General features: G+C 68.8%; 22 protein-coding genes and 3 pseudogenes. 8 read left to right on the plus strand and 17 right to left on the minus strand.

Annotated elements, in window-relative coordinates:
* Window positions 1-21: 21 nt before the first annotated feature.
* From DIZ27_RS00325 to DIZ27_RS45040, 6 genes are all read right to left on the minus strand, one after another.
* Window positions 22-798, minus strand: a complete 777-nt coding sequence (locus tag DIZ27_RS00325; RefSeq protein WP_109376229.1) for an LLM class flavin-dependent oxidoreductase — start codon at window positions 796-798, stop codon at window positions 22-24.
* Between the two features lie 202 nt (window positions 799-1,000).
* Entirely contained in the window at window positions 1,001-1,537 is a 537-nt protein-coding gene (locus tag DIZ27_RS00330) for a MarR family winged helix-turn-helix transcriptional regulator (protein ID WP_109376230.1), read from the minus strand.
* 374 nt (window positions 1,538-1,911) lie between these two features.
* A complete protein-coding gene (gene fabG / locus DIZ27_RS00335; protein WP_109376231.1) occupies window positions 1,912-2,673 on the minus strand; it encodes a 3-oxoacyl-ACP reductase FabG in 762 nt (253 codons plus the stop codon).
* 102 nt (window positions 2,674-2,775) lie between these two features.
* The gene (icmF, locus tag DIZ27_RS00340) at window positions 2,776-6,030 is read right to left on the minus strand and encodes a fused isobutyryl-CoA mutase/GTPase IcmF (RefSeq protein WP_109376232.1); all 3,255 of its coding nucleotides are present in this window, start codon (window positions 6,028-6,030) and stop codon (window positions 2,776-2,778) included.
* A 53-nt stretch (window positions 6,031-6,083) separates the two neighbouring features.
* The gene (locus DIZ27_RS00345; RefSeq protein ID WP_109376233.1) at window positions 6,084-7,259 is read right to left on the minus strand and encodes an acetyl-CoA C-acyltransferase; all 1,176 of its coding nucleotides are present in this window, start codon (window positions 7,257-7,259) and stop codon (window positions 6,084-6,086) included.
* Window positions 7,244-7,627 (minus strand): hypothetical protein, encoded by a 384-nt coding sequence (locus tag DIZ27_RS45040; RefSeq protein WP_146228890.1) that lies wholly within the window; start codon window positions 7,625-7,627, stop codon window positions 7,244-7,246. The genes DIZ27_RS00345 and DIZ27_RS45040 overlap by 16 nt, the downstream gene beginning before the upstream one ends.
* An 89-nt stretch (window positions 7,628-7,716) precedes the next feature.
* Between DIZ27_RS45040 and DIZ27_RS00355 the strand changes: the two genes are divergently transcribed.
* The 6 genes from DIZ27_RS00355 (at window position 7,717) to DIZ27_RS00380 (ending at window position 12,949) form a co-directional block, all read left to right on the plus strand.
* Window positions 7,717-8,631 (plus strand): acyl-CoA thioesterase II, encoded by a 915-nt coding sequence (locus DIZ27_RS00355; protein ID WP_219933574.1) that lies wholly within the window; start codon window positions 7,717-7,719, stop codon window positions 8,629-8,631.
* A 9-nt stretch (window positions 8,632-8,640) separates the two neighbouring features.
* A complete protein-coding gene (locus DIZ27_RS00360) occupies window positions 8,641-9,624 on the plus strand; it encodes a nitronate monooxygenase family protein (protein ID WP_109376235.1) in 984 nt (327 codons plus the stop codon).
* A 12-nt stretch (window positions 9,625-9,636) separates the two neighbouring features.
* Entirely contained in the window at window positions 9,637-10,044 is a 408-nt protein-coding gene (locus DIZ27_RS00365; protein WP_109376236.1) for a nuclear transport factor 2 family protein, read from the plus strand.
* On the plus strand, window positions 10,025-10,780 hold the full coding sequence (locus DIZ27_RS00370) for a tyrosine-protein phosphatase (protein ID WP_109376237.1): 756 nt from the start codon (window positions 10,025-10,027) through the stop codon (window positions 10,778-10,780). Before DIZ27_RS00365 ends, DIZ27_RS00370 begins: the two co-directional genes overlap by 20 nt.
* A 5-nt stretch (window positions 10,781-10,785) precedes the next feature.
* Entirely contained in the window at window positions 10,786-11,664 is an 879-nt protein-coding gene (locus DIZ27_RS00375; protein WP_109376238.1) for an enoyl-CoA hydratase-related protein, read from the plus strand.
* A 508-nt stretch (window positions 11,665-12,172) separates the two neighbouring features.
* Window positions 12,173-12,949 (plus strand): SDR family NAD(P)-dependent oxidoreductase, encoded by a 777-nt coding sequence (locus DIZ27_RS00380; protein ID WP_109376239.1) that lies wholly within the window; start codon window positions 12,173-12,175, stop codon window positions 12,947-12,949.
* Window positions 12,950-13,327: 378 nt separating this feature from the next.
* On the opposite strand, the gene npdG is transcribed toward DIZ27_RS00380, so the two are convergent.
* The 6 genes from npdG to DIZ27_RS00410 all read right to left on the minus strand — a co-directional run bounded on the left by npdG (window position 13,328) and on the right by DIZ27_RS00410 (window position 19,183).
* Window positions 13,328-14,002: an NADPH-dependent F420 reductase gene (gene npdG, locus DIZ27_RS00385; protein WP_109376240.1), complete on the minus strand. Its 675-nt coding sequence runs from the start codon at window positions 14,000-14,002 to the stop codon at window positions 13,328-13,330.
* 187 nt (window positions 14,003-14,189) lie between these two features.
* Window positions 14,190-14,624 carry a hypothetical protein gene (locus DIZ27_RS00390; RefSeq protein WP_109376241.1) on the minus strand — a complete coding sequence of 145 codons (435 nt, stop codon included), beginning with the start codon at window positions 14,622-14,624 and terminating at the stop codon, window positions 14,190-14,192.
* A gap of 2 nt (window positions 14,625-14,626) precedes the next feature.
* Window positions 14,627-15,661, minus strand: coding sequence for a phosphotransferase family protein (locus DIZ27_RS00395; RefSeq protein ID WP_109376638.1), 1,035 nt, complete (start codon window positions 15,659-15,661; stop codon window positions 14,627-14,629).
* 2 nt (window positions 15,662-15,663) lie between these two features.
* A complete protein-coding gene (locus tag DIZ27_RS00400; RefSeq protein ID WP_109376242.1) occupies window positions 15,664-16,800 on the minus strand; it encodes a hypothetical protein in 1,137 nt (378 codons plus the stop codon).
* Between the two features lie 5 nt (window positions 16,801-16,805).
* Entirely contained in the window at window positions 16,806-18,437 is a 1,632-nt protein-coding gene (locus DIZ27_RS00405) for a class I adenylate-forming enzyme family protein (protein ID WP_109376243.1), read from the minus strand.
* The gene (locus DIZ27_RS00410) at window positions 18,434-19,183 is read right to left on the minus strand and encodes an enoyl-CoA hydratase/isomerase family protein (protein WP_219933575.1); all 750 of its coding nucleotides are present in this window, start codon (window positions 19,181-19,183) and stop codon (window positions 18,434-18,436) included. Before DIZ27_RS00410 ends, DIZ27_RS00405 begins: the two co-directional genes overlap by 4 nt.
* Window positions 19,184-19,388: 205 nt before the next feature.
* Between DIZ27_RS00410 and DIZ27_RS00415 the strand changes: the two genes are divergently transcribed.
* Together DIZ27_RS00415 and DIZ27_RS00420 are read left to right on the plus strand one after the other, a co-directional pair.
* Window positions 19,389-20,948: an AMP-binding protein gene (locus tag DIZ27_RS00415; protein ID WP_258308161.1), complete on the plus strand. Its 1,560-nt coding sequence runs from the start codon at window positions 19,389-19,391 to the stop codon at window positions 20,946-20,948.
* Window positions 20,949-21,040: 92 nt separating this feature from the next.
* Window positions 21,041-22,288, plus strand: a complete 1,248-nt coding sequence (locus tag DIZ27_RS00420) for an acyl-CoA dehydrogenase family protein (RefSeq protein ID WP_109376246.1) — start codon at window positions 21,041-21,043, stop codon at window positions 22,286-22,288.
* Between the two features lie 261 nt (window positions 22,289-22,549).
* On the opposite strand, the pseudogene tnpA reads toward DIZ27_RS00420, so the two are convergent.
* The 5 genes and pseudogenes from tnpA to DIZ27_RS00445 all read right to left on the minus strand — a co-directional run bounded on the left by tnpA (window position 22,550) and on the right by DIZ27_RS00445 (window position 24,189).
* Window positions 22,550-22,945: pseudogene (tnpA, locus tag DIZ27_RS00425) on the minus strand (IS200/IS605 family transposase).
* A 63-nt stretch (window positions 22,946-23,008) separates the two neighbouring features.
* Window positions 23,009-23,269, minus strand: a complete 261-nt coding sequence (locus DIZ27_RS00430; RefSeq protein WP_109376247.1) for an IS3 family transposase — start codon at window positions 23,267-23,269, stop codon at window positions 23,009-23,011.
* A pseudogene (locus DIZ27_RS48640) lies at window positions 23,265-23,483 on the minus strand (DDE-type integrase/transposase/recombinase); the annotation flags it as partial. The gene DIZ27_RS00430 and the pseudogene DIZ27_RS48640, both read right to left, overlap by 5 nt.
* 107 nt (window positions 23,484-23,590) lie before the next feature.
* Window positions 23,591-23,884: pseudogene (locus DIZ27_RS48645) on the minus strand (IS3 family transposase); the annotation flags it as partial.
* Complete coding sequence (locus DIZ27_RS00445; RefSeq protein WP_146228891.1) at window positions 23,881-24,189, minus strand: transposase; 309 nt, start codon at window positions 24,187-24,189, stop codon at window positions 23,881-23,883. The gene DIZ27_RS00445 and the pseudogene DIZ27_RS48645, both read right to left, overlap by 4 nt.
* Window positions 24,190-24,245 lie beyond the last annotated feature (56 nt).

Consider the following 24,245-nt stretch of genomic DNA (forward strand, 5'->3'; position numbering starts at 1 on the left):
CGGGCCGGGCCGTATGACGGCTTACAGCCAGCTCCTGACCTTCTCGATCAGCGCGGCCGGATCGGACCCGATCGGGGTGACGTTGAGCATCGTCACCCCGGCCTCACGGTAGGCGGCGACACGTTCGCGTACGAAACCTTCGGGTCCGACCAGGTTGGTCAGGTCGATCAACTCGTCCGGGACGGCCGCTTCGGCTTCTTTCTTCCGGCCGGAAAGGTACAGGTCCTGGATGAGCCGGGCCTCTTTCGCGAAACCGTACCGGCTGACCAAGTCGTTGTAGAAGTTCTTGCCCTTGCTGCCCATTCCGCCTATGCACAGGGCGAGTTGGGGGCGGGCGAGGTCGCGCAGCGCCCCCCGGTCCTCACCGATCGCGAGGGTGCCACCGGCCGCGATCTGCAATTCGCCCAGTTCGGCCGGGCGTCGTTTCCTGCCCTCGGCCATCGCCGCGCCCCAGGTCTCCTTGGCACGTTCGGGAAGGAAGAACAGCGGCAGCCAGCCCTCGATCACCTGCGGGCCGGATGCGCCCAGGCCGAGCAGGGCGCGGCCGCCGGAGACGGCGTCCAGACCCGCAGCGGTCTGCGCGAGCAGTGCAGGTGTGCGCGAATGCACGTCGAGGATGCCGGCGCCGATCTGCAGACGCTCGGTGCGTGCGGCCAGGTAGCCCAGGAGGGTTGGTGAGTCGAAGCCGTACGCCTCGGCGACCCAGACGGCATCGAGCCCCGCCTTCTCCAGGGCGACCGCCTCGGCGATGATCGTCTGCGGGTCACCCGCATACTGCAGAGGCATGCTGAGCCACATGGGGAAGTGTGCTCCTCGGCCAGGGCGCAGGTCACGCCTTGCTGTGCGGATACGTCTGCAGCGGGCCATGGGCTTCCTGCGCGGGGCCTCTTGTGCTCTGCTTCTCGTTGGGTTTGCACAGCTCAGTGTTTGGACGGTGCCAATGTAGTCGTCTACTCGACTATCATCAAAGGGTGTCGGTCGGCCGAAGAGGCCGACGCGGTCAGCGGGGCCGGCCCGTGTCCCCGGCGGCGGTGCGAAGGGTGGACAACACGTCCATGAGCGCCTTCAGGTCGACCGAGGTGCTCCCCGGCAGTCCGAATTCGACTGCGTCCAGTGAGACCGTGGCCTCGTGGAGCAGGGCCCGCCCGGCATCGGTGATCGTCACGCACGTTGCGCGTCGGTCCGTGGGGTGCGGACTGCGGTAGAGAAGCTTCTTCGCCTCGAGGCGGTCCGTGGCCAGGGTGGCGGTTGTGGCATGCACCATGAGGCTGCGGGCGAGGCTGCTGATGAGCCTGGTTCCGGCTTCGCTGAGTTGAAGTGTCATCAGGAGGAGATAATCGGTCATGTTGAGACCGTGCTCCCGAAGTTTCCCCTCGACCAGGTCGACCATGATCCGCTGGTAGCGCAGCAGCGAGGACATCGCGAGGAAGTGCTGCTCATCTCCGCTGAGTCTCTGCTCTCGCCAGTAGTGCTGGGCCCAGTCGACCGGATCGGTGATCGTGTCCGGAGTCGGAGACGCCGTGCGGCGGGTGGCCATTCTGTCTCCCTTCGCACCGTCCGCCGAGGGGGGGCAGGTCCGGACCCCGTGGTGAGGGCAACCGGTTCCGTGGGCTCCTCGGGCTGGATCAAGTGGATGAATCAATTATAGATAGGTGGAGTAATTGGCTCAGTTTAGCGCACCAGGTCCAGGCCGGTTACCGCTTCCGGAAGAGGGCCTCCGATCTTCGTCGTGTCCCATGAGGCCGCTGGTGCCTGGCAGGGACCGCTTCCGAGCAGGGCGAGGAGGGCAGCGATGCACCGCGGATGTGGTGGGGCAGATGCCGGCCGGTGGCGCAGAGGGGCCGTTGTCCCGGGGGTGACATGCGGTAGCCCCCTGCGCCGGCCACGAAGACGCCGATCCGCGTCCGCGCGTCACACCTGGGGTCCTCCAGCGGCATAGATGACCTGGCCGGAGACGAAGGAAGCCTCCTCGCGGACGAAGAAGGAGACGACGGCTGCGATGTCCTGGGGCTGCCCCACCCTGGCGACCGCGGACTGCGCGGCGGCGGCCGCCATGAACTCCTCGAAGGGCACACCGAGTCGTTCGGCGGTGGCCGCGGTCATCTCGGTGGCGATGAAGCCCGGCGCGACCGCATTGACGGTGACACCGAACTTCCCCAGTTCGATCGCAAGCGTCTTGGTGAAGCCCTGCAGGCCGGCCTTCGCAGCGCTGTAGTTGGCCTGACCGCGGTTGCCCAGAGCGGAGATGCTGGAGAGGTTGACGATCCGCCCCCACCGCGCTTCGGTCATGTACTTCTGGGTGGCGCGGCTCATCAGGAACGAGCCGCGCAGATGGACGTTCATCACTGCGTCCCAGTCGTCGGCGGTCATCTTGAACAACAAGTTGTCGCGGGTGACGCCGGCATTGTTCACCAGCACGGTCGGTGCGCCGAGTTCGTCGGCCACGCGTGCCACTGCGGTCTGGACACCCTGCTCGTCGGACACGTCGACGCCGACCGCGAGCGCCTTTCCTCCGGCCGACTCGATCTCCTGCACGATCGGCTTGCAGGCGGCTTCATCCAGGTCGAGAACCGCGACGGCGAAACCGTCATGGCTCAGCCGCTTGGCGACGGCGGCACCGATGCCGCGTGCTCCGCCCGTGACGATGGCGGTGCGGATGTTCTCTGTGTTCACTCCGACTCCTTGGGGATTGTGCGGTGTCTGGCTGATGCTCAGGCGAACCGGGCGAAGTTCTCCGCGGGGGCGGGAAGAGCATGTCCGGTGCACCAAGCGGGATCACACGTTGCGGCGGTACTGGCCGCCGACCTCGAAGAAGGTCTCGGTGATCTGCTGCAGGGAGCAGACCCGGGCCGCGTCCATGAGGACGGCGAAGATGTTGCGGCCGCTGGTGGCGGCATCCTTGAGGGCGGTGAGAGCAGCCTGGGCCTGGTCGCGGTGACGGTCCTGGAAGTTGCGGACTCGGGTGAGCTGAGACCGCTTCTCCTCTGCGGTGGCACGGGCCAGCTCGACGACCGGCTGGCCGCCGCTGTCCTCGACGTGGGGGTTGCGGAAGGTGTTGACGCCGATGATGGGCAGGGTGTCGTCGTGCTTGCGCTGCTCGTAGAGCATGGACTCGTCCTGGATGCGGCCGCGCTGGTAACCGGTCTCCATCGCGCCGAGCACGCCGCCGCGCTCGCTGATCCGCTCGAACTCCAGGAGGACCGCTTCTTCCACCAGGTCGGTGAGCTCGTCGATGACGAACGATCCCTGCAGCGGGTTCTCGTTCATCGCCAGGCCCCACTCCCGGTTGATGATCAGCTGGATCGCCAGGGCCCGGCGCACCGACTCCTCGGTGGGAGTGGTCACCGCCTCGTCGTAGGCGTTGGTGTGCAGGCTGTTGCAGTTGTCGTAGATGGCGATCAGCGCCTGCAGGGTGGTGCGGATGTCGTTGAAGTCCATCTCCTGGGCGTGCAGGGAGCGGCCGGAGGTCTGGACGTGGTACTTGAGCTTCTGGCTGCGCTCGTTCGCCCCGTACCGCTCGCGCATCGCCACGGCCCAGATCCGGCGGGCGACCCGGCCCAGCACGGAGTACTCGGGGTCCATGCCGTTGGAGAAGAAGAACGACAGGTTGGGGGCGAAGTCGTCGATGTCCATGCCCCGGGCGAGGTAGGCCTCGACGTAGGTGAAGCCGTTGGCCAGGGTGAAGGCCAGCTGGCTGATCGGGTTCGCCCCGGCCTCGGCGATGTGGTAGCCGGAGATGGACACCGAGTAGAAGTTGCGCACCCGCTGCTGGATGAACCACTCCTGGATGTCGGCCATCATCCGCAGACTGAACTCGGTGGAGAACAGGCAGGTGTTCTGGCCCTGGTCCTCCTTGAGGATGTCGGCCTGCACGGTGCCGCGCACCTGCTGCAGGGTCCGGGCGCGGACCTCGCCCGTCTCCTCCGGCGTCGGCTCGCGGCCGTGCTCGGCGCGGAAGGCGTCGAGCTGCTGGTCGATGGCGGTGTTGAGGAAGAAGGCCAGGATGGTGGGGGCCGGCCCGTTGATGGTCATGGAGACCGAGGTGGTGGGCGAGGTGAGGTCGAAGCCGGCGTAGAGGGTCTTCATGTCGTCGAGGGTCGCGACGGAGACCCCGGAGGTGCCGACCTTGCCGTAGATGTCGGGCCGCTCGTCGGGGTCGCGGCCGTAGAGGGTGACGGAGTCGAAGGCGGTGGACAGCCGGGTCGCCTCGCTGTCCTTGGACAGGTAGTGGAAGCGGCGATTGGTGCGCTGCGGGTCGCCCTCGCCGGCGAACATCCGCGCCGGGTCCTCGCCCTCCCGCTTGAACGGGAACACCCCGGCGGTGAAGGGGAAGTATCCGGGCAGGTTCTCGGCCCGCAAAAAGCGCAGCAGCTCGCCGTGGTCGGCGTAGCGAGGCAGGGCCACCCGGGGGATACGGTTGCCCGACAGCGACTCGCGCACCAGCGCGGTGCGCAGCTCGCGGTCCCGGACGCTCACCACCAGCTCGTCCCCGGAGTAGGTGCGCACGGTGTCCGGCCAGGCCTCGAGCAGCCGGCGGGAGGCAGGCGTGAGCCGGTCCTGGGCATCGGCCAGAAGACGGTCGACGTCGGCGGTGCCGGCCCCCACGGCCGCCAGCTCCCCCCTGACCGATGCCAGGGCCTGGGCCCGCCGGGCCGCCTCCGCCTGGGCGGTGGTCTCGGCGTGGTAGCCGCGCACGGTCTCGGAGATCTCGGCCAGGTAGCGCACCCGCGCGGGGGGCAGGATCTGGGCGGCGCCGCTGGAGTGCCGCACCGCCACCTCCGGCAGCAGGCCGGGCCGCAGCGGCAGACCGCGCTTCGCGAGCAGCCCGCGCAGATGCTGGTACAGGGCGGTGACGCCGTCGTCGTGGAACGTCGCCGCGCTGGTGCCGAACACCGGCATGTCCTCGGGACGCGAGTCGAACGCCTCCCGGTTGCGCACCAGCTGGCGGCCCACGTCACGCAGCGCGTCCTTGGCACCGCGCCGCTCGAACTTGTTGATGGCCACCACGTCGGCGAAGTCGAGCATGTCGATCTTCTCCAGCTGCGAGGCCGCACCGAACTCCGGCGTCATCACGTACAGCGAGACATCGACGTACGGCACGATGGCAGCGTCCCCCTGCCCGATGCCCGGCGTCTCCACGATCACCAGGTCGTGGCCGGCCGCCTTGCAGGCGGCGATCGCCTCCTGCAGCCCCTCGGGCAGCTCGTGGCCGCCGCGGGTGGCCAGCGAACGGAAGAAGACCCGGTCCCCGTCCAGGGCGTTCATCCGGATCCGGTCGCCCAGCAGCGCCCCGCCCCCGCGCCGCCGGGTGGGGTCCACGGCCAGCACCGCTACCCGCAGCTTGTCCTGCTGGTCCGTGCGCAGCCGGCGCACCAGCTCGTCGGTCAGCGAGGACTTGCCCGACCCGCCGGTCCCGGTGATCCCCAGCACCGGCACCGGGCGCGCCGCGGCGGCCTCGCGCAGCATGGCCACCTGTGCTTCCGGGACCGCGCCGGCTTCCAGACCGGTGAGCAGCCTCGCCAGTGCCGGACGCCGCCCGGCCAGCACGCTGTCCAGCCCGGCCGGAGCCTGCTCCCACAGGTCGGTGTCACACGTCTGGATCATGGAGTTGATCATCCCGGCCAGGCCGAGCCGCTGCCCGTCCTCCGGGGAGAAGATCCGCACCCCCGCCCGGGCGAGCCGGGTGATCTCCTCGGGAACGATGACCCCGCCCCCGCCACCGAAGACCCTCACGTGACCGGCGCCGCGCTCGCGCAGCAGCTGCACCAGGTACTCGAAGTACTCGATGTGACCGCCCTGGTAGGAGGAGACGGCCACGCCCTGCACGTCCTCCTCCAGCGCGGCGTCCACCACCTCGGCCACCGAGCGGTTGTGGCCGAGGTGGATCACCTCGGCCCCCTGCGCCTGCAGGATCCGGCGCATGATGTTGATCGACGCGTCGTGCCCGTCGAACAGGCTTGAGGCGGTCACGAACCGGACCGGGCCGGAAGGGGTACGAACAGCGGGAACGCTGACGGGCGAAGTGGACATGATGCACCCTCAAGGCAATGGAGAAAGCGGGACTCATGGGGGTTGCGGCAGGATCAGGACCCGGCCACGCGGAGCAGCAGGGCGTCCCCCTGCCCGCCGCCGCCACACAGCGCCGCAGCACCTGTCCCGCCACCGCGCCGCCGTAGTTCTCGCACGAGCGTGAGGACGACACGGGTCCCCGACATGCCCACCGGGTGCCCCAGCGCGATCGCACCGCCGTTCACGTTCACCCGCTCGACCGGAACGTCCAGTTCCCGCATCGAGCACAGTGCGACTCCGGCGAACGCCTCATTGATCTCCAGAAGGGCCAGGTCGCCGACCTTGGTCCGCCCGTCGCGGCGCAGGGCATCCCGGACCGCCCGCGCAGGCTGAGTGACCAGCGACGGATCCGGGCCGGCGACGGAGCCGTAAGCGCCGATCTCCGCGAGGATCGGCCACCCCTCACGCTCCGCACGTTCCCGGGACACCACCACGACGGCGGCGGCACCGTCCGAGAGCTGGGACGAACTGCCGGCCGTTATCGTGCCTTCGCCGCCGAAGGCTGGACGCAGACGACCCAAGGTCTCGGGCATGGTGTCGGGGCGGATCCCCTCGTCCTCGGTCACCTCGGCGCGACCGATCCTGACTGCGGTGATCTCCTCGGCGAACAGGCCCGCCGTGCGGGCCGCCGCGGCGCGGCGGTGCGACAGCGCGGAGAACTCGTCCTGCTCGGACCTGGTGATGCCGAAGGGCGCCTGGTAGCGCTCGGTGGCCGCCCCCATCGGCACATTGTCGAAACCGCAGATGAGCGCGTCCCGTTCGAGGGAGTCGGACACCCTGGCGCTGCCGTACTTCCAGCCGCGGCGTGAACTCTCCAGCAAGTGGGGGGCGTTGGTCATCGATTCCATGCCGCCCGCCACGACGACCTCGTGGTGGCCGGCTTTGATCAGCGCGTCGGCGAGGGCGATGGCATGCAGGCCCGACAGGCACAGCTTGTTCACCGTGCTTGCCGGGACCGACATGGGGATTCCGGCGCGGGCCGCCGCCAGCCTCGCGGGATTCGGGCCCACCCCCGCCTGCACCACCGTACCCATGATCACTGCATCGACGTCCGCACCGGGGATGTCCGCATCCTCGAGCGCGGCCTGAATGGCAGCCCCTCCGAGTTCGGGGGCCGAAACCGCAGCCAGGGCGCCGGACAGCTTCCCGATCGGGGTGCGCCGACCGGCCACGATCACAGAGTCAGACACGGAAGGCCCTCCCTGAAGGAGCAGAAAAATACTAACGAGATAAATAATCTAGTATCAGACCAATGCCTCTTGGGGAAGAGGGTCGGCGTGCGAGTCTCCTCGGGTTCGGATCTTCGTCGATGCCCGCCTTCTTCGGCGGGTGGGGAGAACGGGCCGGTCGTGCGGCTCCCCCGGTGTGCGGGAGGGGCTGGCTGGCGGATCTGGGCGGGTTGACGTGGTTTCGGGTTCACTTGTTCGACCGCTGTCTGGTCGGCGTAGCGCTTCCCCTCGAACTCGATGGGTTTGAGGTGGGCGAGCCGTTCCTTGGATGCGGCGGGGTTGCGGAAGTCGTCGATGCGCTCGAAGAGTGCGAGATCCGCCTCGGTCATGATCGCGCGGGCTCTGCATTATTGTCGCTCACTAGACTATCTAGTACTATGGTTAATATGATGCTGATGCTCACGCTCCCCGCAGCCCGGTGACCGACCTGGCGGAGGTGGTCGAGCTGCTCGAGGTCGAGCAGCTCGATGCCGGTCTCTTCCGGGGTTCACAGCCCGAGGCCCGGCCGCCCCGGGTCTTCGGTGGCCAGGTGCTGGCCCAGGGGCTGCGCGCGGCGGGACGTACCGTCCCTGACGGGAGGCTTCCGCACAGCCTGCACGCCTACTTCATCCGCCCCGGGCACTGCCGGACGTTGATTGTCTACGACGTCTCCCGGCTTCGTGACGGCGGCTCGCTGTCTGTGCGTCGCGTCTCCGCGATCCAGGATGGCGAGGTGATCTGCGACATCACGTGTTCCTTCGCCGAGCCCCGCGAGGCAGTCGCTTCGCGCTGGGAAGCGCCTGTGGTGGATGGCCCCGACGAACTGCCGGACGTGGCCGCTCGCCTCACGGCGTACGCTGCAGAGCTCGACGGCTGGTGGGTGCGCGAGCGTCCCTTCGACATGAGGCCGCTGGATCCGCCGCCGCGCGCAGCCCTCGACGAGCTCGACGACCCTGCAGTCATCGACCCGGTGAGCAGACTCTGGCTGCGTGCTGACGGACCTGTGCCCAACGACGCCCTTCTGCACACGTGCCTGCTTACCTACGCCAGTGACATGATCCTGCTCGAGCCGGTGCTGGTGGCGCGTCGGACAACGACGCTGGGCCCGGGGTCGGTCGCCTCCCTCGACCACGCGATGTGGTTCCACCGCACGCCGGACATCGCTGAGTGGCATCTCTACGACAGGCGGGTGGTCGGGGAAGCCGCGCGCCGAGGTCTGGCCTCGGGCCGCTTGTTCACCCGCGCCGGCGATCTGGTCGCCACCGTCAACCAGGAGGGCTACCTGAGCCCTCACGATCCACGCGACTGGGCGGGCCCGCGGCTGCGCGCACCCGACCGGACCGCAACCAGTTGAGGAGACCTGATGTTCAGCAATCGCTTCACTGAGGCCTTCGGCGTCGAGCACCCGATCGTGTGCGGCGGAATGACCGCCGTGGGCAAGGCGGAGCTGATCGGCGCGGTGGCCGAGGCGGGTGCGCTCGGCTTCCTCAGCGCCCTCACCCAGCCGACGCCCGAGGCGCTGGTCAAGGAGATCGCCCGATGCCGGGACCTGACTGACAAGCCGTTCGGTGTCAACCTCACCATTCTGCCGACCATCGAGCCGGTGCCTTACGACGAGTACCGCGACGCCATCATCGACAGCGGCGTCAAGGTCGTGGAGACCGCGGGTGCCAATCCGGCACAGCACCTGCCGGCGTTCAAGGAGGCGGGGGTGAAGGTCATCCACAAGGCCGTCGCCGTCCGGCACGCGCTCAAGGCCCAGGCGTTGGGAGTCGACGCGGTGAGTATCGACGGCTTCGAGTGCGCCGGTCACCCCGGGGAGGACGATGTGCCGGGCCTGGTGCTGATTCCGGCCGCGGCCCGTGAGCTGGAGATCCCAGTCATCGCGTCAGGCGGTCTCGCCAACGGTGCCGGTCTCGTCGCGGCACTGGCGCTGGGCGCCGAAGCGATCAACATGGGCACCCGCTTCTTGGCCACGACAGAGGCGCCGGTGCACCAGGCGGTCAAGGAGCAGATCGTCGCCAACACCGAGCGCGACACCGTCGTCGTTTTCCGCAAGTTCCGGAACTCCGCCCGCGTCGCCCGGAACTCGGTGTCGGAGGAGATCCTTGAGATCTCGGCCCGTGAAGGCACTACGTTCGAGGACGTGGCCCACCTTGCGTCCGGAGCTCGCGGCCGCGAGCAGGTGCTCGTGCAGGGCAATGTCGAGGGCGGCATGTGGTGGGCCGGGCAGACGCAGGGTCTCATCCACGAGGTCGCCAGCTGTCGCGAAGTGGTCGGCACCATCGTGAACGATGCCGAACAGATCATTCGCGAGCGGCTCCTGAGCCAGCTTGTCGACCGGTAGTGAGGATGCAGCGTGGTGACGCTGCCGGCTGGTCCGACTGCACTCGCCGCCCACGACTGGGAGCTGTTCGCAGGCCTGTTCACCGACGACGTGGTGCTCGAAATCGCGGAGTCCTCCAGCGGTGTCGGCACCAAGACCCAGCTCCTCACTGCGCTGCGCAAGCGCCTGAACTCAGCGATCTCGGTGCACCACGGGCACATGCCAGAGATCGAGATCACTTCCGAGACAACCGCGACCGATGTCTGGGCGATGTTCGACTCCGTGACTCCGCCGGCAGGCAGCGAATACCCGGTGCTCACCGGCTTCGGCCACCACCACGAGGAATGCCGCCTCAAAGGCGGCCAATGGCGGATCAGCCGTCTCGAGCCCACCCGGATCAAGAGGGAGACCACCCCCCCGCATGAGCATTCACGATGGTGAGGCGCTGAAGCTCGCCTCCGTTCCGAACTTCCGGGACATTGCCGGCCCCGGCTACCTCACTCCCAGGGGAGCCATGCGCAGGGGGCGTCTGTTTCGTGCCAACGCCTTCCTGGCGACGCCCGAGGACCTCGAGCAGATTGCCCCGCTCGGCATCCAGGCCATTCATGACCTCCGTGGCAAGGGTGAGGTGGACCTCCGTCCGGACACGGTGCCCGAGGGCGCGGTCTGGCGACACACCTGGGTGCCTGGTCTGAGCAGCGACACCATGCGATCCCTGGAGTCCTCGGCGGACCTCAGGGAGGCGATGATCAACCACTACCGCGGGTTCGTGAACAACGCCGACAAGCGGGCGGGATTCGCTTCCCTGTTCGCCGGAATCGCCGAAGTGGAGGGGCCCCAGGTCTTCCACTGCGCGGAAGGCAAGGACCGCACCGGGTGGGCTGCGATGCTGCTGCAAACCTTTGCCGGAGTCTCGCAGCACGAAGTCGTCGCCGACTTCATGCTCACCAACGAGCTGATGCAGCGCACGGGCCCCACGCTCGAGATGGCTCGAAAGTTCTTCGGCGACAAGACCGACGAGTTCTTCCTGCCAGCCATGGTCGCGGACGTGGAGTACCTCGAGGCCGGCCTCGAGCAACTCGAGGCCGACTACGGAGATGTGGAGACCTACCTCCGCATCGGCCTCCGGCTCGACGACGACCAGCTCGATCGCCTCCGCAACCACCTCCTCGGCTGATCGCCATGCCCGCTGAGTCAGCCCGGGAGCACGACGGCTTCAGCCTCGCCCTGGAAGCCGGCGTCGCCGTGATCACCTTCAACCGCCCCGAGAAGCTCAACAGCCTCAGCCGGCAGACGGTTCTCGACCTCTGCGCGGCCCTCGACAGCATCGAGGCCAATGGCCAGGCACAGGCTGTCGTGTTCACCGGGACCGGCCGGGCCTTCTCCGCCGGGGCCGACCTCTCGGGGGGAGTGGACACCTTCCGTGACCGACGCGACGCCGCCCCCGGCGCCAAAGCCGTGGACAGCCGTGACTTCGGAGGGATCCTGGCCCTGCGACTCTTTGCCTCAACGCTGCCACTGGTCGCTGCCGTCAACGGAGACGCGGTCGGCCTCGGCGTGACCATGACTCTTCCGATGGATGTCCGGATCGCTGCGGACACCGCACGCTTCGGCTTTGTCTTCGCCCGCCGCGGCATCGTGCCCGAGGCGTGCTCGACCTGGTTCCTGCCACGTGTGGTCGGGGTCAACCGGGCGCTCGAGTGGACGATGAGTGGTCGGTTGGTGCCGGCCGAGGAAGCACTGGCGGCCGGCCTGCTCCGTGAGGTGGTGCCCCCGGACGATGTTGTATCCACGGCACTGGATCACGCCCGTTCGCTGGTCGAGGCCAGTGCGCCGGTCTCGGTCGCGGCCACGCGCCAGATGATGTGGCACGGGCTCACCCAGTCCCACCCGATGGAGGCGCACAGGGTCGAGTCCGACCTCGTTCGCAGCCTCGGGGCGGGTCCAGATGCGATCGAGGGCATCAGTGCGTTCATCGAGAAGCGGGCGCCACGCTTTCCGACACCCACCGCCGAGGGACTGCGCCCCTTCCGGCGGTGGTGGACGCGGCCGGACTTCTGATCTCCATCGTGCACCACCACCCTCGAGAACGAGGTGTACCGGAGCGCTCGCGAGGTCGTCCGGGGCTCCTGTCACGACGACATCGTGGAGTGGTTGGAAAGTACCGGCCGGAGTGGGGCATCGGGCGTGACGCCCGAGCGGAGGGAGCACACGGACTCATGCTGCTGCGAGTGCCGATCAGCATCGCACCGCCGGGCTCATCACCGTTGTGGCTGTGGTGTCTCGCAGACGGCCGGCCCGTGACGGCCGCGCTGGAGACGACGGCCTTCATCTCACTCCGGTCCCAGAGCTCGACGGTGCCGATGGTCGTGCCCATGGCTGTGGCGCTCGGCGTCGGTTGCGCTGGGACGCGTCGCCCTCCTGGAGATGATGCGCGCCGGTGGCGAGCCCGCCCGGCCACCGCGTCTGTCGCCACGGTGGGGGCTTTGGGCCAGAGCGATCCACGCCCCGGCCCCGGCAACGTGGCTGCCGTTGTCCGGCAAGGTCGAGTAGTGGTTGCGGTGGACTGATGGACCTACATGAACAGGCGGCGCTCGTTGTCGGCGGGACATCGGGCATCGGAAAGGCCACGGCGCGCAGGCTGCTGTCCCAAGGCTGTCAGGTCGTGGTCACCGGCCGGGACCGGGAGAAGGGAAGCCGCGCTGCTCGCGAGATCGGCGCCGTCTTCTGCCGTGCAGAGGTCCTGGACACCGAGTCCTTGCTGGCTGCGATCGGCCTTGCAACCGAGCTTGCGCCTCTGAGGGCGCTGGTCCACTGTGCCGGTGTCGGTCATGCGGATCGGACTACCGGACGTGACGGTTCCTACGAATCGGCGCACCCTCTTGAGGATTTCCGCGGCGTTGTCGACACCAACCTTGTCGGGACCTTCAACGTCGTCCGGTTGGCGGCTTCAGCGATGGGCAGGACGGAACCCGACGGATCAGGGCAGCGGGGCGCGGTCGTCATCGCCTCCTCCCTCGCAGCAACCGTGGGCCAGACGGGCCAGGTCGCGTACGCTGCGTCCAAAGCCGGCCAGCTGGGCATGCTGCGGCCGTTGGCACGGGACCTGGCCACTTTCGGTATCCGGGTCAATGCCATCGCTCCCGGTGGCATCGACACGCCGATCTACGGGGAGGACGGCGTCGATGACGACCTGCGGGAGCGGATCGCTGAATCAGCGATCTTTCCGAAACGGATGGGAGTGCCCGACGAGTTCGCCTCGCTGGCTGTGGAACTGTTGCGCAACGACTACATCAACGCGTCTTGTGTCGAGCTGGCGGGCGGCACTGTTCAGCTGCCCCGTTGATGGCATACACCGATCCAGGGGCCGAGCTCCTCGTCATCACCTCGGCACCACGTCACTCCCGGCGAGGCATTTGTCAGGCGATGGTCCAGGTGTTGCCGGCGCCGATGAGGGCGGTGAGGCGCTGGGCCTGGGCCTCGCGGTCGGGTGTCTCGCCACCACGGACGGTGGTGACCTGCTCGCGGGCCTGATCGTCGTACGTCGGCCACCCGATCTGGCGGAAGACGCCGATCGGTGACCGTCAGGAGCATCGTCCGTAGTGAGGATGTCATGGTCGGCGAAGCGCACTTGAAACGACGACACACCCGGCAGACGCCGGACGTACCGCCCGTGTCCCCGCCTCGATGGCTGAGAGCAGTGCGGATGATCTTCGGGTCCCGATCAGTGTTCTGCCAGGCCGCTGATGCGGATGCCGGAGCGGGCCCTGTAGCGCTTGTTGACGCTGATGAGGACGGCGGTGAGCGGCTCCAGTTGACGGGCGAGCCGCAGGGCGCCGGCATCGATGCCGTCGCGGCCGGTGATCGCTCGTGCCAGTGTGATGGCCGTGGTCTTGGCGTCATCGTCGTCCCCGCACACCAGCACGTCCTCGTGGTCGAGCGCCTCAGCCTCGCTCCAGAGGCTCACGGCCGACAGATGGTGGAAAGCGCCCACCACTCGTGCGCGGGGAACAACGCGCTGGGCCTCCTCGGCGGCGCTGCCGTCCGGGACGTCGAGGCCGTACGGTCCACGCTTGTCGAAGCCGAGGGGGTTCACGCAGCTGATCACCACCTTGCCGGTGAGACTGGCGCCCAACGACTCGACCAGAGCTGCGTGGCCGGCGAACGGCACGGCCAGCAGCACGACGTCGGCCTTCTCAGCCGCTGTGTTGTTGTCCTCGCCGGTGATGGGAACGTGACTGTGAGCCAGGCGCTCGGCGATCTCCGCGGCCGTTGTCCGGGCGCGTTCGGCTTCTCGGGAGCCGATGACGACGTGGTGTCCCGCCTTGGCGAAGCGGTAAGCCAGCCCCTTGCCCTGCGGGCCGGTGCCGCCGATGACGGAGAGTCGGAATGCGGTCATGATGAGCTTCCCTGTCGAGGTCCGTAAAGGTGCGCTCGCCTGTCGGTCCACTGCTCCGGTCTCTTGGCCAGGTGCCACCGCGTAGACGGCCAGGGCCTGTCGCGGGCGGCGTGGGCGGACGGTAACCATGAGGACTGCCCGGGCCCGCTGGCATTGCAGAGGCAAGGGAGAGCGCGGCCGGCGATTGTCAAGCAGGCATGTGACGCATCAAGCGCAGCAGGAGTTCACGCCCACCGGGATTCTCAGGGTGGGAGCGGGTCCAGGCGGCGAGCCGGTCGGCGACGTTCGCGAGTAGCTCCCCGCACCGAACCCGGATGGCGTTGAGCTCAGCGAAGGACTCTGTCCCCCGGGCCGGGACGGGTGGCTGTAGGTCCACGTCGGCGAACTCGCGTGCTCGGACGGGGTCGGCGTCGATCCACGCGCGCGTCTCGGCAAGCAACTCGAGCATGGCGTCGCTCTGGCGGCGAAGGTGCAGGGCCGCGTCGTCCCAGTCGATCTGGGCGAGCACGGCACGCACTTCCCGCAGTCGGCTGCGGGCGTACTCGGAGCCGACCTCCGGTTCGACGACGTCGCGCAGGATCCGGCGGACGCCGGCGATCGTCTCGGCTGGTGTGGGGCGCATGGTCACGTACCTTCCGCTTCGAGTATGGCGGTGAGGACCTGCCGGATCACCGCGTCGGCCGGTGCAGTGGGGCGGTCGCTGGTGCCCTCGCAGAAGTTCCGTACGCCGGTCAGGGCGATGACTGCCAGCCGGAAGGTGGACAGGACCTGCCAGAACCTCAGTGCGGCCGGATCGACCTCGATGCCGGTCAGCTCGGTGTAGCGGTGCAGGAAGTCGGCGGGTTCCCACCGGCCGCCGATGAAGTGCTCGCGACGGTAGAGCGGGGCGGTGTACCAGCCCAGGTCGTCGAGCGGGTCGCCCACGTGGGCGAGCTCCCAGTCCAGCAGCACGTCCAGGACCCCGTCGCGCACCAGGATGTTCGCGGGGCGGAAGTCACCGTGCACGAGCACGGTGTGCTGCGGGGGAGAGGGAAGGTTGTCGTGCAGCCAGGCCGCGGCGAGTCGTAGTTCGGGCTGGGGTTCGAGCTCCTGGGTGTCGAGTTCACGCTCCCAGCGGGTCAGCTCGTGCTCGGCGGGGTTGGCTCCCGGATCGTCGAACTCGGCACGCAGTCCGGTCGTGTCGACGTCGACGCGGTGGAGTTCGGCGAGTACCTCGCACATCCGTCCTGCCAGCGCGAGGCGCCCTTCCTCGCCGAGGCGGAGGGGGTCGGTGGAGCGCAGCACCGCGCGGTGTGCGGCTCCCTCGTACCGGCTGACGATCATGGTGGGGCGCAGGAGGAACTCGCCGGTGTCGTCGAGCCAGTGCACCTCGGGTGAGGGGACGGCGGTGTCGGCGAGCCGCTGGAGCAGCCGGAACTCCCTGTCGCGCCCGGTGTCCACGACGGCCGCGGGAGGGTCGCGGCGCATGAGCAGCCGGTGTGTGAGCCGTTCGCCGTCGACGTTCCAGGCGGCGTCGAACGGCCAGTTCTCCCGGGAGCTGCCGGTGCCCGAACGGCGCAGCCCGGTGACCTGCGGGGCGGCGCCGTCCGGCAGTCGGCGGTGCAGGAAGTCCTGCAGCGCCGCCGCGACCTTTTCGGCCTCCGGTTCCGTTGCGGGCACGCTCACCGGTCACCGTCCCGTGTCGCGGGCCGGGGCGGGATGGCCTCCTGGTAGCGCGGATAGCCCGGCAGCACCATGTACTCCATGACCCCGTAGCCGGTTCGGCCTTCGTGCCGGACCTCCACCAGGTGGTCGCTGCCGGCCTTGGCGTAACGGTAGAACTGGTCCCGGTCGGTCAGGTCCCAGACCTCGTGCTCAAGACTGTCCTCGCCCTTCCAGTGGCCCTGGTACCAGCCGTTCCAGCCCTCGTAGCCGCCGCCGCGCAGGTGGGCCCGCCCCGGCTGGGCGGTGAGGTCGAAGTCGAGCTGCTTGCCGCTGTCCAGGGCCAGGGTGATCCGCCCGCCCTCCAGGGTGGGGGCCGGGGCGCCTTCGACCCAGCGCAGGTCGTGGTCGACGCCGACGATCAGGTCGTCCTCGCCTGTGGTGCCCCGTGGCCGGGAGATGGCGGCCGACAGGTGGAGCGGACGGCCGGGCTCGGCCTCTTTCAGGTAGAAGTGCAGGCCGAAGTCCGGCAGTTGCAGCGGACAGAACATCAGCATGCGCCATTCCGGCCGTTCGCCGGGGGGTGCGCCCTGCGCACGGGGCAGCGGGCGGGTGCCCCAGGAGTGGTCGCGCTCGCTCCACCAGGTCTCGGGGTCGAGGGTGTACTCGCGGCCGGGGGCGGCCAGGGTGCCGCCCGCGCGGCCGAGCTGCACGTAGCGGATGGCGTCGTAGGTGGCCCGGGTCCGGCTGACCTCGAAGTGCCGCCCTTCCAGGATCGGCTCCAGAGTGCTGGTCCAGGTGATGTCGAAGGCCACGCCTGAGGGGTTTTCATCCAGGATGAACCGCAGTTCCTCGAAGGGCTTGACCACCTCGACCCGTAGTGGCCCCACGTGCATGCGGTCGTTGTGCGGAGCCAGCGCCCGGGCGACGCGGAGGTTGTGCTGGCGGTCGCCCGTGGACAGTACCGCGAAGCCTTCCTGGACATCCTGGTTGGGGTACTGGCCAAGCCCCAGTGTGAGCACCGTGTCCTTGCCGACGGTGTCCTGGATGCTGACCCAGTAGCGCTCCCGCCAGCTCGGGTCGCTGGACCCGACCATGGCGTGCGGGTAGGCGACCTGGTGGGTGAAGTATTCGTCGGGGGAACTCAGCTGCACCATCGTCGTCATCCTCGCTCTGCTCGGTGCTCGGCGTCCGCGAACGTCGCGCGGAGCGTTTTCTTGTCGGTCTTCTCCCCGGCCAGGGTCGGAAGCTTCTCGGCCTGGATGCGCCAGCGAGTGGGGATCTCGAAGTAGGCCAGCGTGCCGGTGAGGTGCTTGCGAAGCTCCTCCTCCGTCGGTGCGGTGCCTGGGCGGTGCACCACGACTGCGGCGAGCTCCTCGCCCAGGTCGGGGTGCGGGACGCCGAACACGGCGACCTCCGTCAGGTCCGGGTGCCGGGCCAGGGCCAATTCGACGTGTGCGCAGGCGATGTTCTCGCCGCCGCGTATGACGATGTCCTTGCTGCGACCGTCCAGGAACAGGTACCCGTCGCCGTCGATGTGCCCGAGGTCCCCGGTGTGCAGCCAGCCCTCGGCGTCGACAGTCCCGTCGTCGAGCCCGAGATAGCCGAGCATGACGGTGGGGCTGCGGACCAGGATCTCCCCGCTGCCGGTCTCATCGGGATCGTCGATCCGCAGCTCGGCCACCGGGTACGGCCGGCCGACCGTACCCGGGCGCTGTGCCAGGTCGCGGTTGCCGGCCACGGTGAGGAAACCGCCGGACTCGCTCATGCCCCAGGTGTTGCCGAGGCCGCGGCGTTCCAGTTGGGGCAGCTTGCGGCGCATCGAATCCAGCAGGCTGGCCGGCACGGGCGCCCCGCCGAGCGGCCACGAACGAAGACTGGACAGGTCGTGGGACTCGAAGTCCGGGTGCTCCAGCACCCGGATGGCCATCGTGGGGACGCCGCCGAAGCTCTGCACCCGCTCGGTCTCGATGAGTTTCAATACCTGCCCCGCATCGAACTTGCCCGCGTTGAGAACCAGCTTCCCGCCGATGATCAGGTTGGTGATCAGGTTCGAGACTCCGCCGATGTGGAACAGCGGAGTACACACCAGGGTGACCGGCTGCGGGGGGGCCTCGGCAAGGTCACGGGGCAGGCGGCCGGAGCGAGACAGCAGGTTGTGCTGGTTCGCGATCACTGAGCGGTGCGAGAGCACAACGCCCTTGGGCGCGCCCGAGCTGCCGGAGGTGAAGATGACCAGCGCAGGGGCGTCCTCGTCGGGTTTCGGAAAGCCGGTCAGGACCGCGCCGAGGCTGCCCGCGGGCGTGGCGTCGAAGGTGTGGGCCAGATCGGCGGGGGAGATCGCGTCGGTGATGCCGTGACTCGCGGCGTCGGGCAGGTCGGTGATCACCAGGGCGGGACGGGTCAGTTCCAGCGCGTGGTCGATCTCGCCCGTGCTCCACCACCGGTTGCCCAGCACCGGCACCGCGCCGACCCGCCAGGCGGCCCACAGGGCCAGGACCCAGTCGGGGCTGTTGTAGGCCAGGATCAGTATGTGGTCGCCCGCCCGGACGCCGCGGTCGGCCAGGTCGGCGGCTGCGGGCTCCAAGGCGCCGAGGAACTGCGCGAAGGAGATCCGGCGCTCGCCCTGTACCAGGAAGCAGCGGTCCGCCCAGCGCTCCACCCCGGTAAGCATCGTGGCCAGCGAGGTCGGTCGCGGTTCCAGGACCAGGCCCGGGTGGCCGGCGTAGCCGGTGTTCACGGCTTCGGTGCCCCACAGGTCGGCGAACCGGGCCCCGGCCCGGGGCGCGTTCATCGCCCGCTCCAAACGCCGGCGCGCTTCTCCTTGAACGCCGCGACCGCCTCCCGCAGGTCGGCGGTGGAGGCGCTGATCGCCTCCAGATAGAACGCGGTGTCGAACACCTCGTCGATGCGGGCTGCCAGCACCTTGTTCAGGGCTCGTTTGGTGAGCTGGACCGCCACCGGGGGAAGGGCGGCCACCCGCTCCGCGAGTTCCAGCGCCAGCGGGCGGACGGCGTCGGCGGACTCCGCGAGCTCGGTCACCATGCCCAGCTGGTGGGCGTCCTCGGCGAGCAGCGGCTCGCCCCAGAGAAGTTGCCGCTTCGCCCGGATGAGCGGGAGGCTCGCCGGCCAGGTGACGCAGCCGCCGTCCCCCGCAACCAGCCCGAGGTGCACATGTGGGTCGGAGATCCTCACTCCGGCGGTGGACACGACGGCGTCCGCGGTCAGGGCCAGGCTGGTGGCCACTCCGAACACATGGCCGTGCACGGCGGCGACGAGCGGCTTCGGGAAGTCCGCGAACGTACGGAACAGCCGACGGCCCTCGTCCACCTGGGCCAGCAGGACCTGCAGGTCGGCGTTGGCGCTCAGCATCGCTTCGGTGTCGCCGCCGGCCGAGAAGTGCTTTCCGGTGGAGGACAGCACGACTGCGCGTACCGCGGTATCGGCGCTCAGCTCCTCAAGTGCCCCGCCGAGCTCGCCGAGCAGGACCCCGTCGAACCTGTTCTGCAGGTCCGGGCGGGAGAGCCGGAGCTCGCCCACGGGACCGCTTCTGATCAACTCTACTGACTCGTAGCGCGTCATCGCGTCGCACAAGCCCTTTCTCTCTTCGGCTTGGGCAGGTGGTATCTGGCGTATCAGACCATGCCTACGGCGCTCAGCATAGACGTTGTGTCATAGATAGTCGATGTGTAGAGTTCTTTTCCCGGCCGCGTGACTCGGCGGCCATCCACAGTGGGACGACGAGGTGATCGGATTGACGTTCGCGGCCGGGTTCGCCGCTTCGCGGCCGACGGAAATCGCGGTGCGCGACGCCAGGACGGAGCTGACCTGGGGGCAGGTCGATGACGTGCTTCGACCGGCGGTGAATGCACTACTCGAACTGGAGCTCGGACCGGACCGACGCATCGCCGTGTTCGCCGAGAATTCCGTGACGACGCTGCTTGCCTACACCGCGGCGACCCTGGCCGGAGTCTCTGCGGTGCCGGTGAACTTCCATCTCACCGCGGCAGAGACGGCTTATATCCTGGCCGACTCCGGCGCACGTGCCGTGTTCGTCGACGGGCGGACGGCGGAGACCGGCCTGCAGGCCGCGCACGAGGCCGGCATCGACACCGTGATCGGTTGGGGCGGTGTTCACGGGACCCCCGACGTCGTCGACTGGGCGCAGTGGTTGGCAGCCGCGTCCGATGCTGAGCCGCCCACCGGCGCGCAGCCCCGCCCCACCCTCGTCTACACCTCGGGCACGACGGGCCGTCCCAAGGGGGTGGAGCTGCCCCGCACGTCATTCGTAGGGGGCGCCGACATCGCCGAACACGTGCAGCGGCTGCGCTCCGGCTCGATGCTGAAGTACGGGCGGCACCTGATCGTCGGCCCCATGTACCACAGCGGTCCCCTGGCGGGGACTCGGCTTTTCATCGGCGGGGCGCCGGTGACGGTGCTCGGCCGCTTCGACGCCGAGACGGTCCTCGCGGCGATCGAACGGGACGGAATCGGCTCCTCGATCATGGTGCCCACCCACTTCCAGCGGCTGCTCGCCCTGCCCGACAAGGTGCGGGCACGCTACGACACCTCGTCACTGTGCTATGTGCTCCAAGTCGGCGCCAAGTGCCCGGCCGACGTCAAGCGGGCCATGATCGACTGGTGGGGCCCCTTGGTCTGGGAGTCCTACGGGGCCAGCGAAGTCGGGTCCACCTGCGTGATCAGCGCGCAGGAGTGGCTGGAACACCCCGGCTCCGTGGGGCGCCCGATCCCGCCGTTCGAGGCCTTCGTGCCCGATGCCCGTGGCGAGCACGCTCCTGCCGGGACGGAGGGCCCGCTGTACTTCCGCGACACCACCGGCCACGGCATCGTCTACCACGGCTCGCCCGGGCAGCCCGGCGGCAGTGCCGAGCCGGGCGTCTTCACCCTGGGCGAGATCGGTTACATCGACGACGACGGCTACGTCTACATCACCGACCGGTTCTCGGACATGGTCGTCTCCGGTGGGGTCAACGTCTACCCGGCCGAGTCCGAGCAGGTTCTCGCCACGCATCCGGCCGTCGCCGACGTCGCGTGCATCGGGGTGCCGGACGCGGAGATGGGTGAGCGGCTCGTGGCGCTCGTCGTGCCGGTCGATCCGGCCTGCCCGCCGACGGAGCGTGAGCTGATCGAGTACTGCCGGGCGCGGCTCACGCACTACAAGTGTCCGCGCGGTGCGGAGGTCGTACCGTCGCTGGGCCGCAGCGTCATGGGGAAGATCAACAAGCGGGCACTGCGCAGGCCGTACTGGTCGACGGACCAGCAGACGGCGCGCCCCTCCGTGTGAGGCAGGCCGGGCCGCGGCGCCACTCTCCACACAAGGTCAATCAATAGAATATCTAGTACGCAGCTATATTGCGTCATCGGAAGGGGACGGGCGTGCCCGAGAAACCACAGCAGCAGACCCCCGATCTCGAACAGTTCCGTGCGGAGGCGAAAGCCTTCCTCGACCGGGCCGCGCGCCCGCGTCGAGGCCACGGGGGCGGGGAGGCATGGGGTGAGGGCGACGACCGTGTGAGCCTGTTCCGCGGCGCCACGGTTGAGGAGGCAGACGAGGCACGCGACTGGCGGCGTACGGTCTTCGACGCCGGGTTCGGCTGGATCACCGGGCCGGTGGAGCTCGGCGGGCGTGGCCTGCCCGGGCGCTACGAGCGGGCCTACCTGCAGCTGGAACGAGACTACGAGACCCCGTCCCGATCCCCGCTCGGCGTCAGTTTGGGCATGGTCGGCCCCACTCTGGCGCAGTTCGGCTCGCCGGAGGCCATCGAGCGGTGGCTGCAAGCGATCTACCGCGGTGACTCCGTCGGCTGCCAGCTGTTCAGCGAGCCCGGCGCGGGCTCCGACCTCGCCGCCGTCTCCAGCCGGGCCACCCGGCGCGGCGACGACTGGGTGATCAGCGGACAGAAAGTCTGGACCTCTGGCGCGCACTTCTCCGACGTCGGCCTGCTGCTGGCCCGGACCTCTCCTTCGCCTCGGCACAAGAACCTGACCGCCTTCGTGATCGACATGCGTGCCCACGGCGTCGACGTCCGTCCGCTGCGCCAGATGACCGGCGGCGCCGACTTCAACGAGGTCTTCCTCAACGACGTCATCGTCCCTGACGCCTACCGCCTCGGCGACATCGACGGCGGCTGGAAGGTCGCTGTGGCGACCCTGTTGCATGAGCGCGGTGCGATCGGCGGTGCGGCGGGCGGCGGCAGCGGGCTGTTCCGGATGGAACGCCTGGTCGCGATGCTCCGGCAGCTCGGCCGTGCCGATGACCCGGAGGTGCGGCAGGCCTACGCTCGGCTTCACGCCGGCGTGGTGGCGGCAAAGCAGATGCGTGCCCGTGCCGAGGCCGCCGCGAAGGCCGGGAAGGCCCCGGGGGCGGAGATGTCGCTGTCGAAGCTCGCGCTGACGCAGAACCTGGCCGCGCTCGCGCACCTCGTCAGCGTTGCCCTCGGGCCGAAGCTGCTCACCGACACCGGCGAGTGGGGCACCTTCGCCTGGTCGGAGTTCGTGCTCGGTGTTCCCGGCTTCCGGTTGGGCGGTGGCACCGACGAGATCCAGCGCAACATCATTGCCGAGCGTGTGCTCGGACTGCCGAAGGAGCCGATGGTTGCACAGTCTCCGAACGGCAACGGCTGAGAGGGCCAGGACGGCCCGAGCGCCGACCGCGTGGTGGGATCTGCTTGGGCCTATGGTTCAGGCCCGCACCCGGCTACTTCACCGGACCAGCCACGGATTTCGATGCCCGTCCGGATGCTGGATCGGCCCTGGCGTGTTCCGCGTGCTGCTACCGGGTCTATTCGCTTCACCACCGGGCTTCAGCCCGGTGGTGAAGCGAATCTTTGGCCCGCTCTGACCTCAGCCGTGTGCATGGATCCGCACTGTTCGCCTCAACCGGCGTCAGAGCGGCCGGTTCTGCTGCTCGATGTACTGCTTCACGATGCTGAGCGGCGCGCCGCCGACCGACCCGGCGAAGTACGAGCCGGACCACAGGCGTTGCGCCCGCCAGTAGTGCCGGACGAGGTCGGGGAACTCTCCCCCGGCCTTCGGCCGGGAGGTGCCCCCAGCCGCAGACGGTGCGAGGACACGCTCTTGAGGGAGTTCACCAGCCTGGACACGGCGACCTTCGGCGGGAAGTCCACGAGCAGGTGGACATGGTCGGCCTCGCCGTTGAACTCCACCAGCTCGGCATCGAAGTCCTCGCACACGGCCCGCACGATCTCCCCACAGCATCAGGTGCCGGCCGGTGAAGACGGAGTGCCGGGACTTCGTCACGAAAACCAAGTGGACATGCATGCGGAAGACGCAGCGACGACCAGTGAGCTTGCTCCGCTTTGACAGACACCCTTGGTGTGGTGGTCAGGCCGCAAGGATGGTTTCGTACTCGGCGGGACTGTGGTAGCCGAGGCTGCTGTGCAGCCTTCGTATGCTGTACCAGCTCTCGATCCACTCGAAGATCGCAGTACGGACAGCGGACCGGTTCGGCCACGACCGTTCCTCGATCAACTCTCGTTTCAACGTGGCGAAGAACGATTCGGCAAGGGGCGTTGTCCCAACACTGGCCGGTCCGGCCGACCGATAGCCTGACGCCGAACTCGTGTGCCAGGTCGGCGAATTCACGGCTGGTGTATTGGCAGCCGCGGTCGGAGTGGAAGATCACGGGCCCGTCCGGACGTCGGGTCTTGCAGGCGGCCCGTAGCGCGTCGGCGACCAGCTCGGTCCGCAAGTGGCCCGCAGTGGCCCAGCCGACGACGCGGTGGGAGAGGCGATGTCGATGACGGTGGCCAGGTAGAGCCAGCCCTCCTCGGTCGGTATGTAGGTGATGCCGCCGCACCAGCGCACGTCGCGGGCTGTCGGGTCGGGCTGGAAGTTCCGTACCACCAGGTCGGGCCGTATAGCGGCCCGTGGGTCAGGGATCGTGGTGCGTCGGCGCCGTCTGCGGTGTCGGCCTTCGAGGCCGGCCTGGCGCATCAGCCGTGCGACCCGGCGACGGCCGCACTGCTCGCCGTCCTTGTGGAGCGCGGCGTGGACGCGGGGGGCTCCGTAGCTGCCGCGCGAGCGCGTGTGGACCTCGGTGATCTTCTCGGTCAGCTCCGCGTCGCGCGCTGCGCGAGGGCTGGGCACGGCAGTGCGGCGGGCGTAGAAGGCGGTGCTGGAGACCTTCAGCAGCTCACACGCCCGTTTGACGTTGTGGCCGCCCTGCTTCTCCGCCTCGATGAACGGGTGCACCGTCACCGGGTCTCCTTCGCGAAGAAAGCCGTGGCCCGCTTGAGGATGTCGACGTCCTCGCGCAGACGGCGGTTCTCCCTGCGTAGCCGCGCGAGTTCCTCGCGCTCGTCGCTGGTCGGGCCGTCCCGCTCGCCGGCATCGACCTCGGCCTGCTTCACCCAGTCCCGCACCGCGGTCTCGGTCAGGTCGAAGTCCTTGGCGACCTGACCTATCGAGCGGTCACCTCGCCGGCACAGCTCGACGATCTCGGCCTTGAACTCCGACGTGAACGAACGGCGAGCGCGACGAGACTTCTTCCCCGTGCTCTCCATGATGGACATCATCCCTCCGGGGGCGCAGCCCCCTGATCTCGGATGTCCGTCAAAGC

Origin of the sequence: Streptomyces sp. NWU339 (assembly GCF_003143855.1) — a bacterium.
In the GTDB taxonomy this organism is placed as follows: Bacteria; Actinomycetota; Actinomycetes; order Streptomycetales; family Streptomycetaceae; genus Streptomyces.

What these genes read in the sequence shown, in the direction of transcription:
- DIZ27_RS00375 (WP_109376238.1), top strand. Translation starts at nt 10,786, where the DNA reads ATGCCCGCTGAGTCAGCCCGGGAGCACGACGGCTTCAGCCTCGCCCTG.
- DIZ27_RS00330 (WP_109376230.1), bottom strand. Translation starts at nt 1,537, where the DNA reads ATGGCCACCCGCCGCACGGCGTCTCCGACTCCGGACACGATCACCGAT.
- DIZ27_RS00370 (WP_109376237.1), top strand. Translation starts at nt 10,025, where the DNA reads ATGAGCATTCACGATGGTGAGGCGCTGAAGCTCGCCTCCGTTCCGAAC.
- DIZ27_RS00390 (WP_109376241.1), bottom strand. Translation starts at nt 14,624, where the DNA reads ATGCGCCCCACACCAGCCGAGACGATCGCCGGCGTCCGCCGGATCCTG.
- npdG (WP_109376240.1), bottom strand. Translation starts at nt 14,002, where the DNA reads ATGACCGCATTCCGACTCTCCGTCATCGGCGGCACCGGCCCGCAGGGC.
- DIZ27_RS00405 (WP_109376243.1), bottom strand. Translation starts at nt 18,437, where the DNA reads ATGAACGCGCCCCGGGCCGGGGCCCGGTTCGCCGACCTGTGGGGCACC.
- DIZ27_RS00380 (WP_109376239.1), top strand. Translation starts at nt 12,173, where the DNA reads ATGGACCTACATGAACAGGCGGCGCTCGTTGTCGGCGGGACATCGGGC.
- DIZ27_RS00445 (WP_146228891.1), bottom strand. Translation starts at nt 24,189, where the DNA reads ATGGAGAGCACGGGGAAGAAGTCTCGTCGCGCTCGCCGTTCGTTCACG.
- icmF (WP_109376232.1), bottom strand. Translation starts at nt 6,030, where the DNA reads ATGTCCACTTCGCCCGTCAGCGTTCCCGCTGTTCGTACCCCTTCCGGC.
- DIZ27_RS00360 (WP_109376235.1), top strand. Translation starts at nt 8,641, where the DNA reads ATGTTCAGCAATCGCTTCACTGAGGCCTTCGGCGTCGAGCACCCGATC.
- DIZ27_RS00400 (WP_109376242.1), bottom strand. Translation starts at nt 16,800, where the DNA reads ATGGTGCAGCTGAGTTCCCCCGACGAATACTTCACCCACCAGGTCGCC.
- DIZ27_RS00325 (WP_109376229.1), bottom strand. Translation starts at nt 798, where the DNA reads ATGTGGCTCAGCATGCCTCTGCAGTATGCGGGTGACCCGCAGACGATC.
- DIZ27_RS45040 (WP_146228890.1), bottom strand. Translation starts at nt 7,627, where the DNA reads ATGACCGAGGCGGATCTCGCACTCTTCGAGCGCATCGACGACTTCCGC.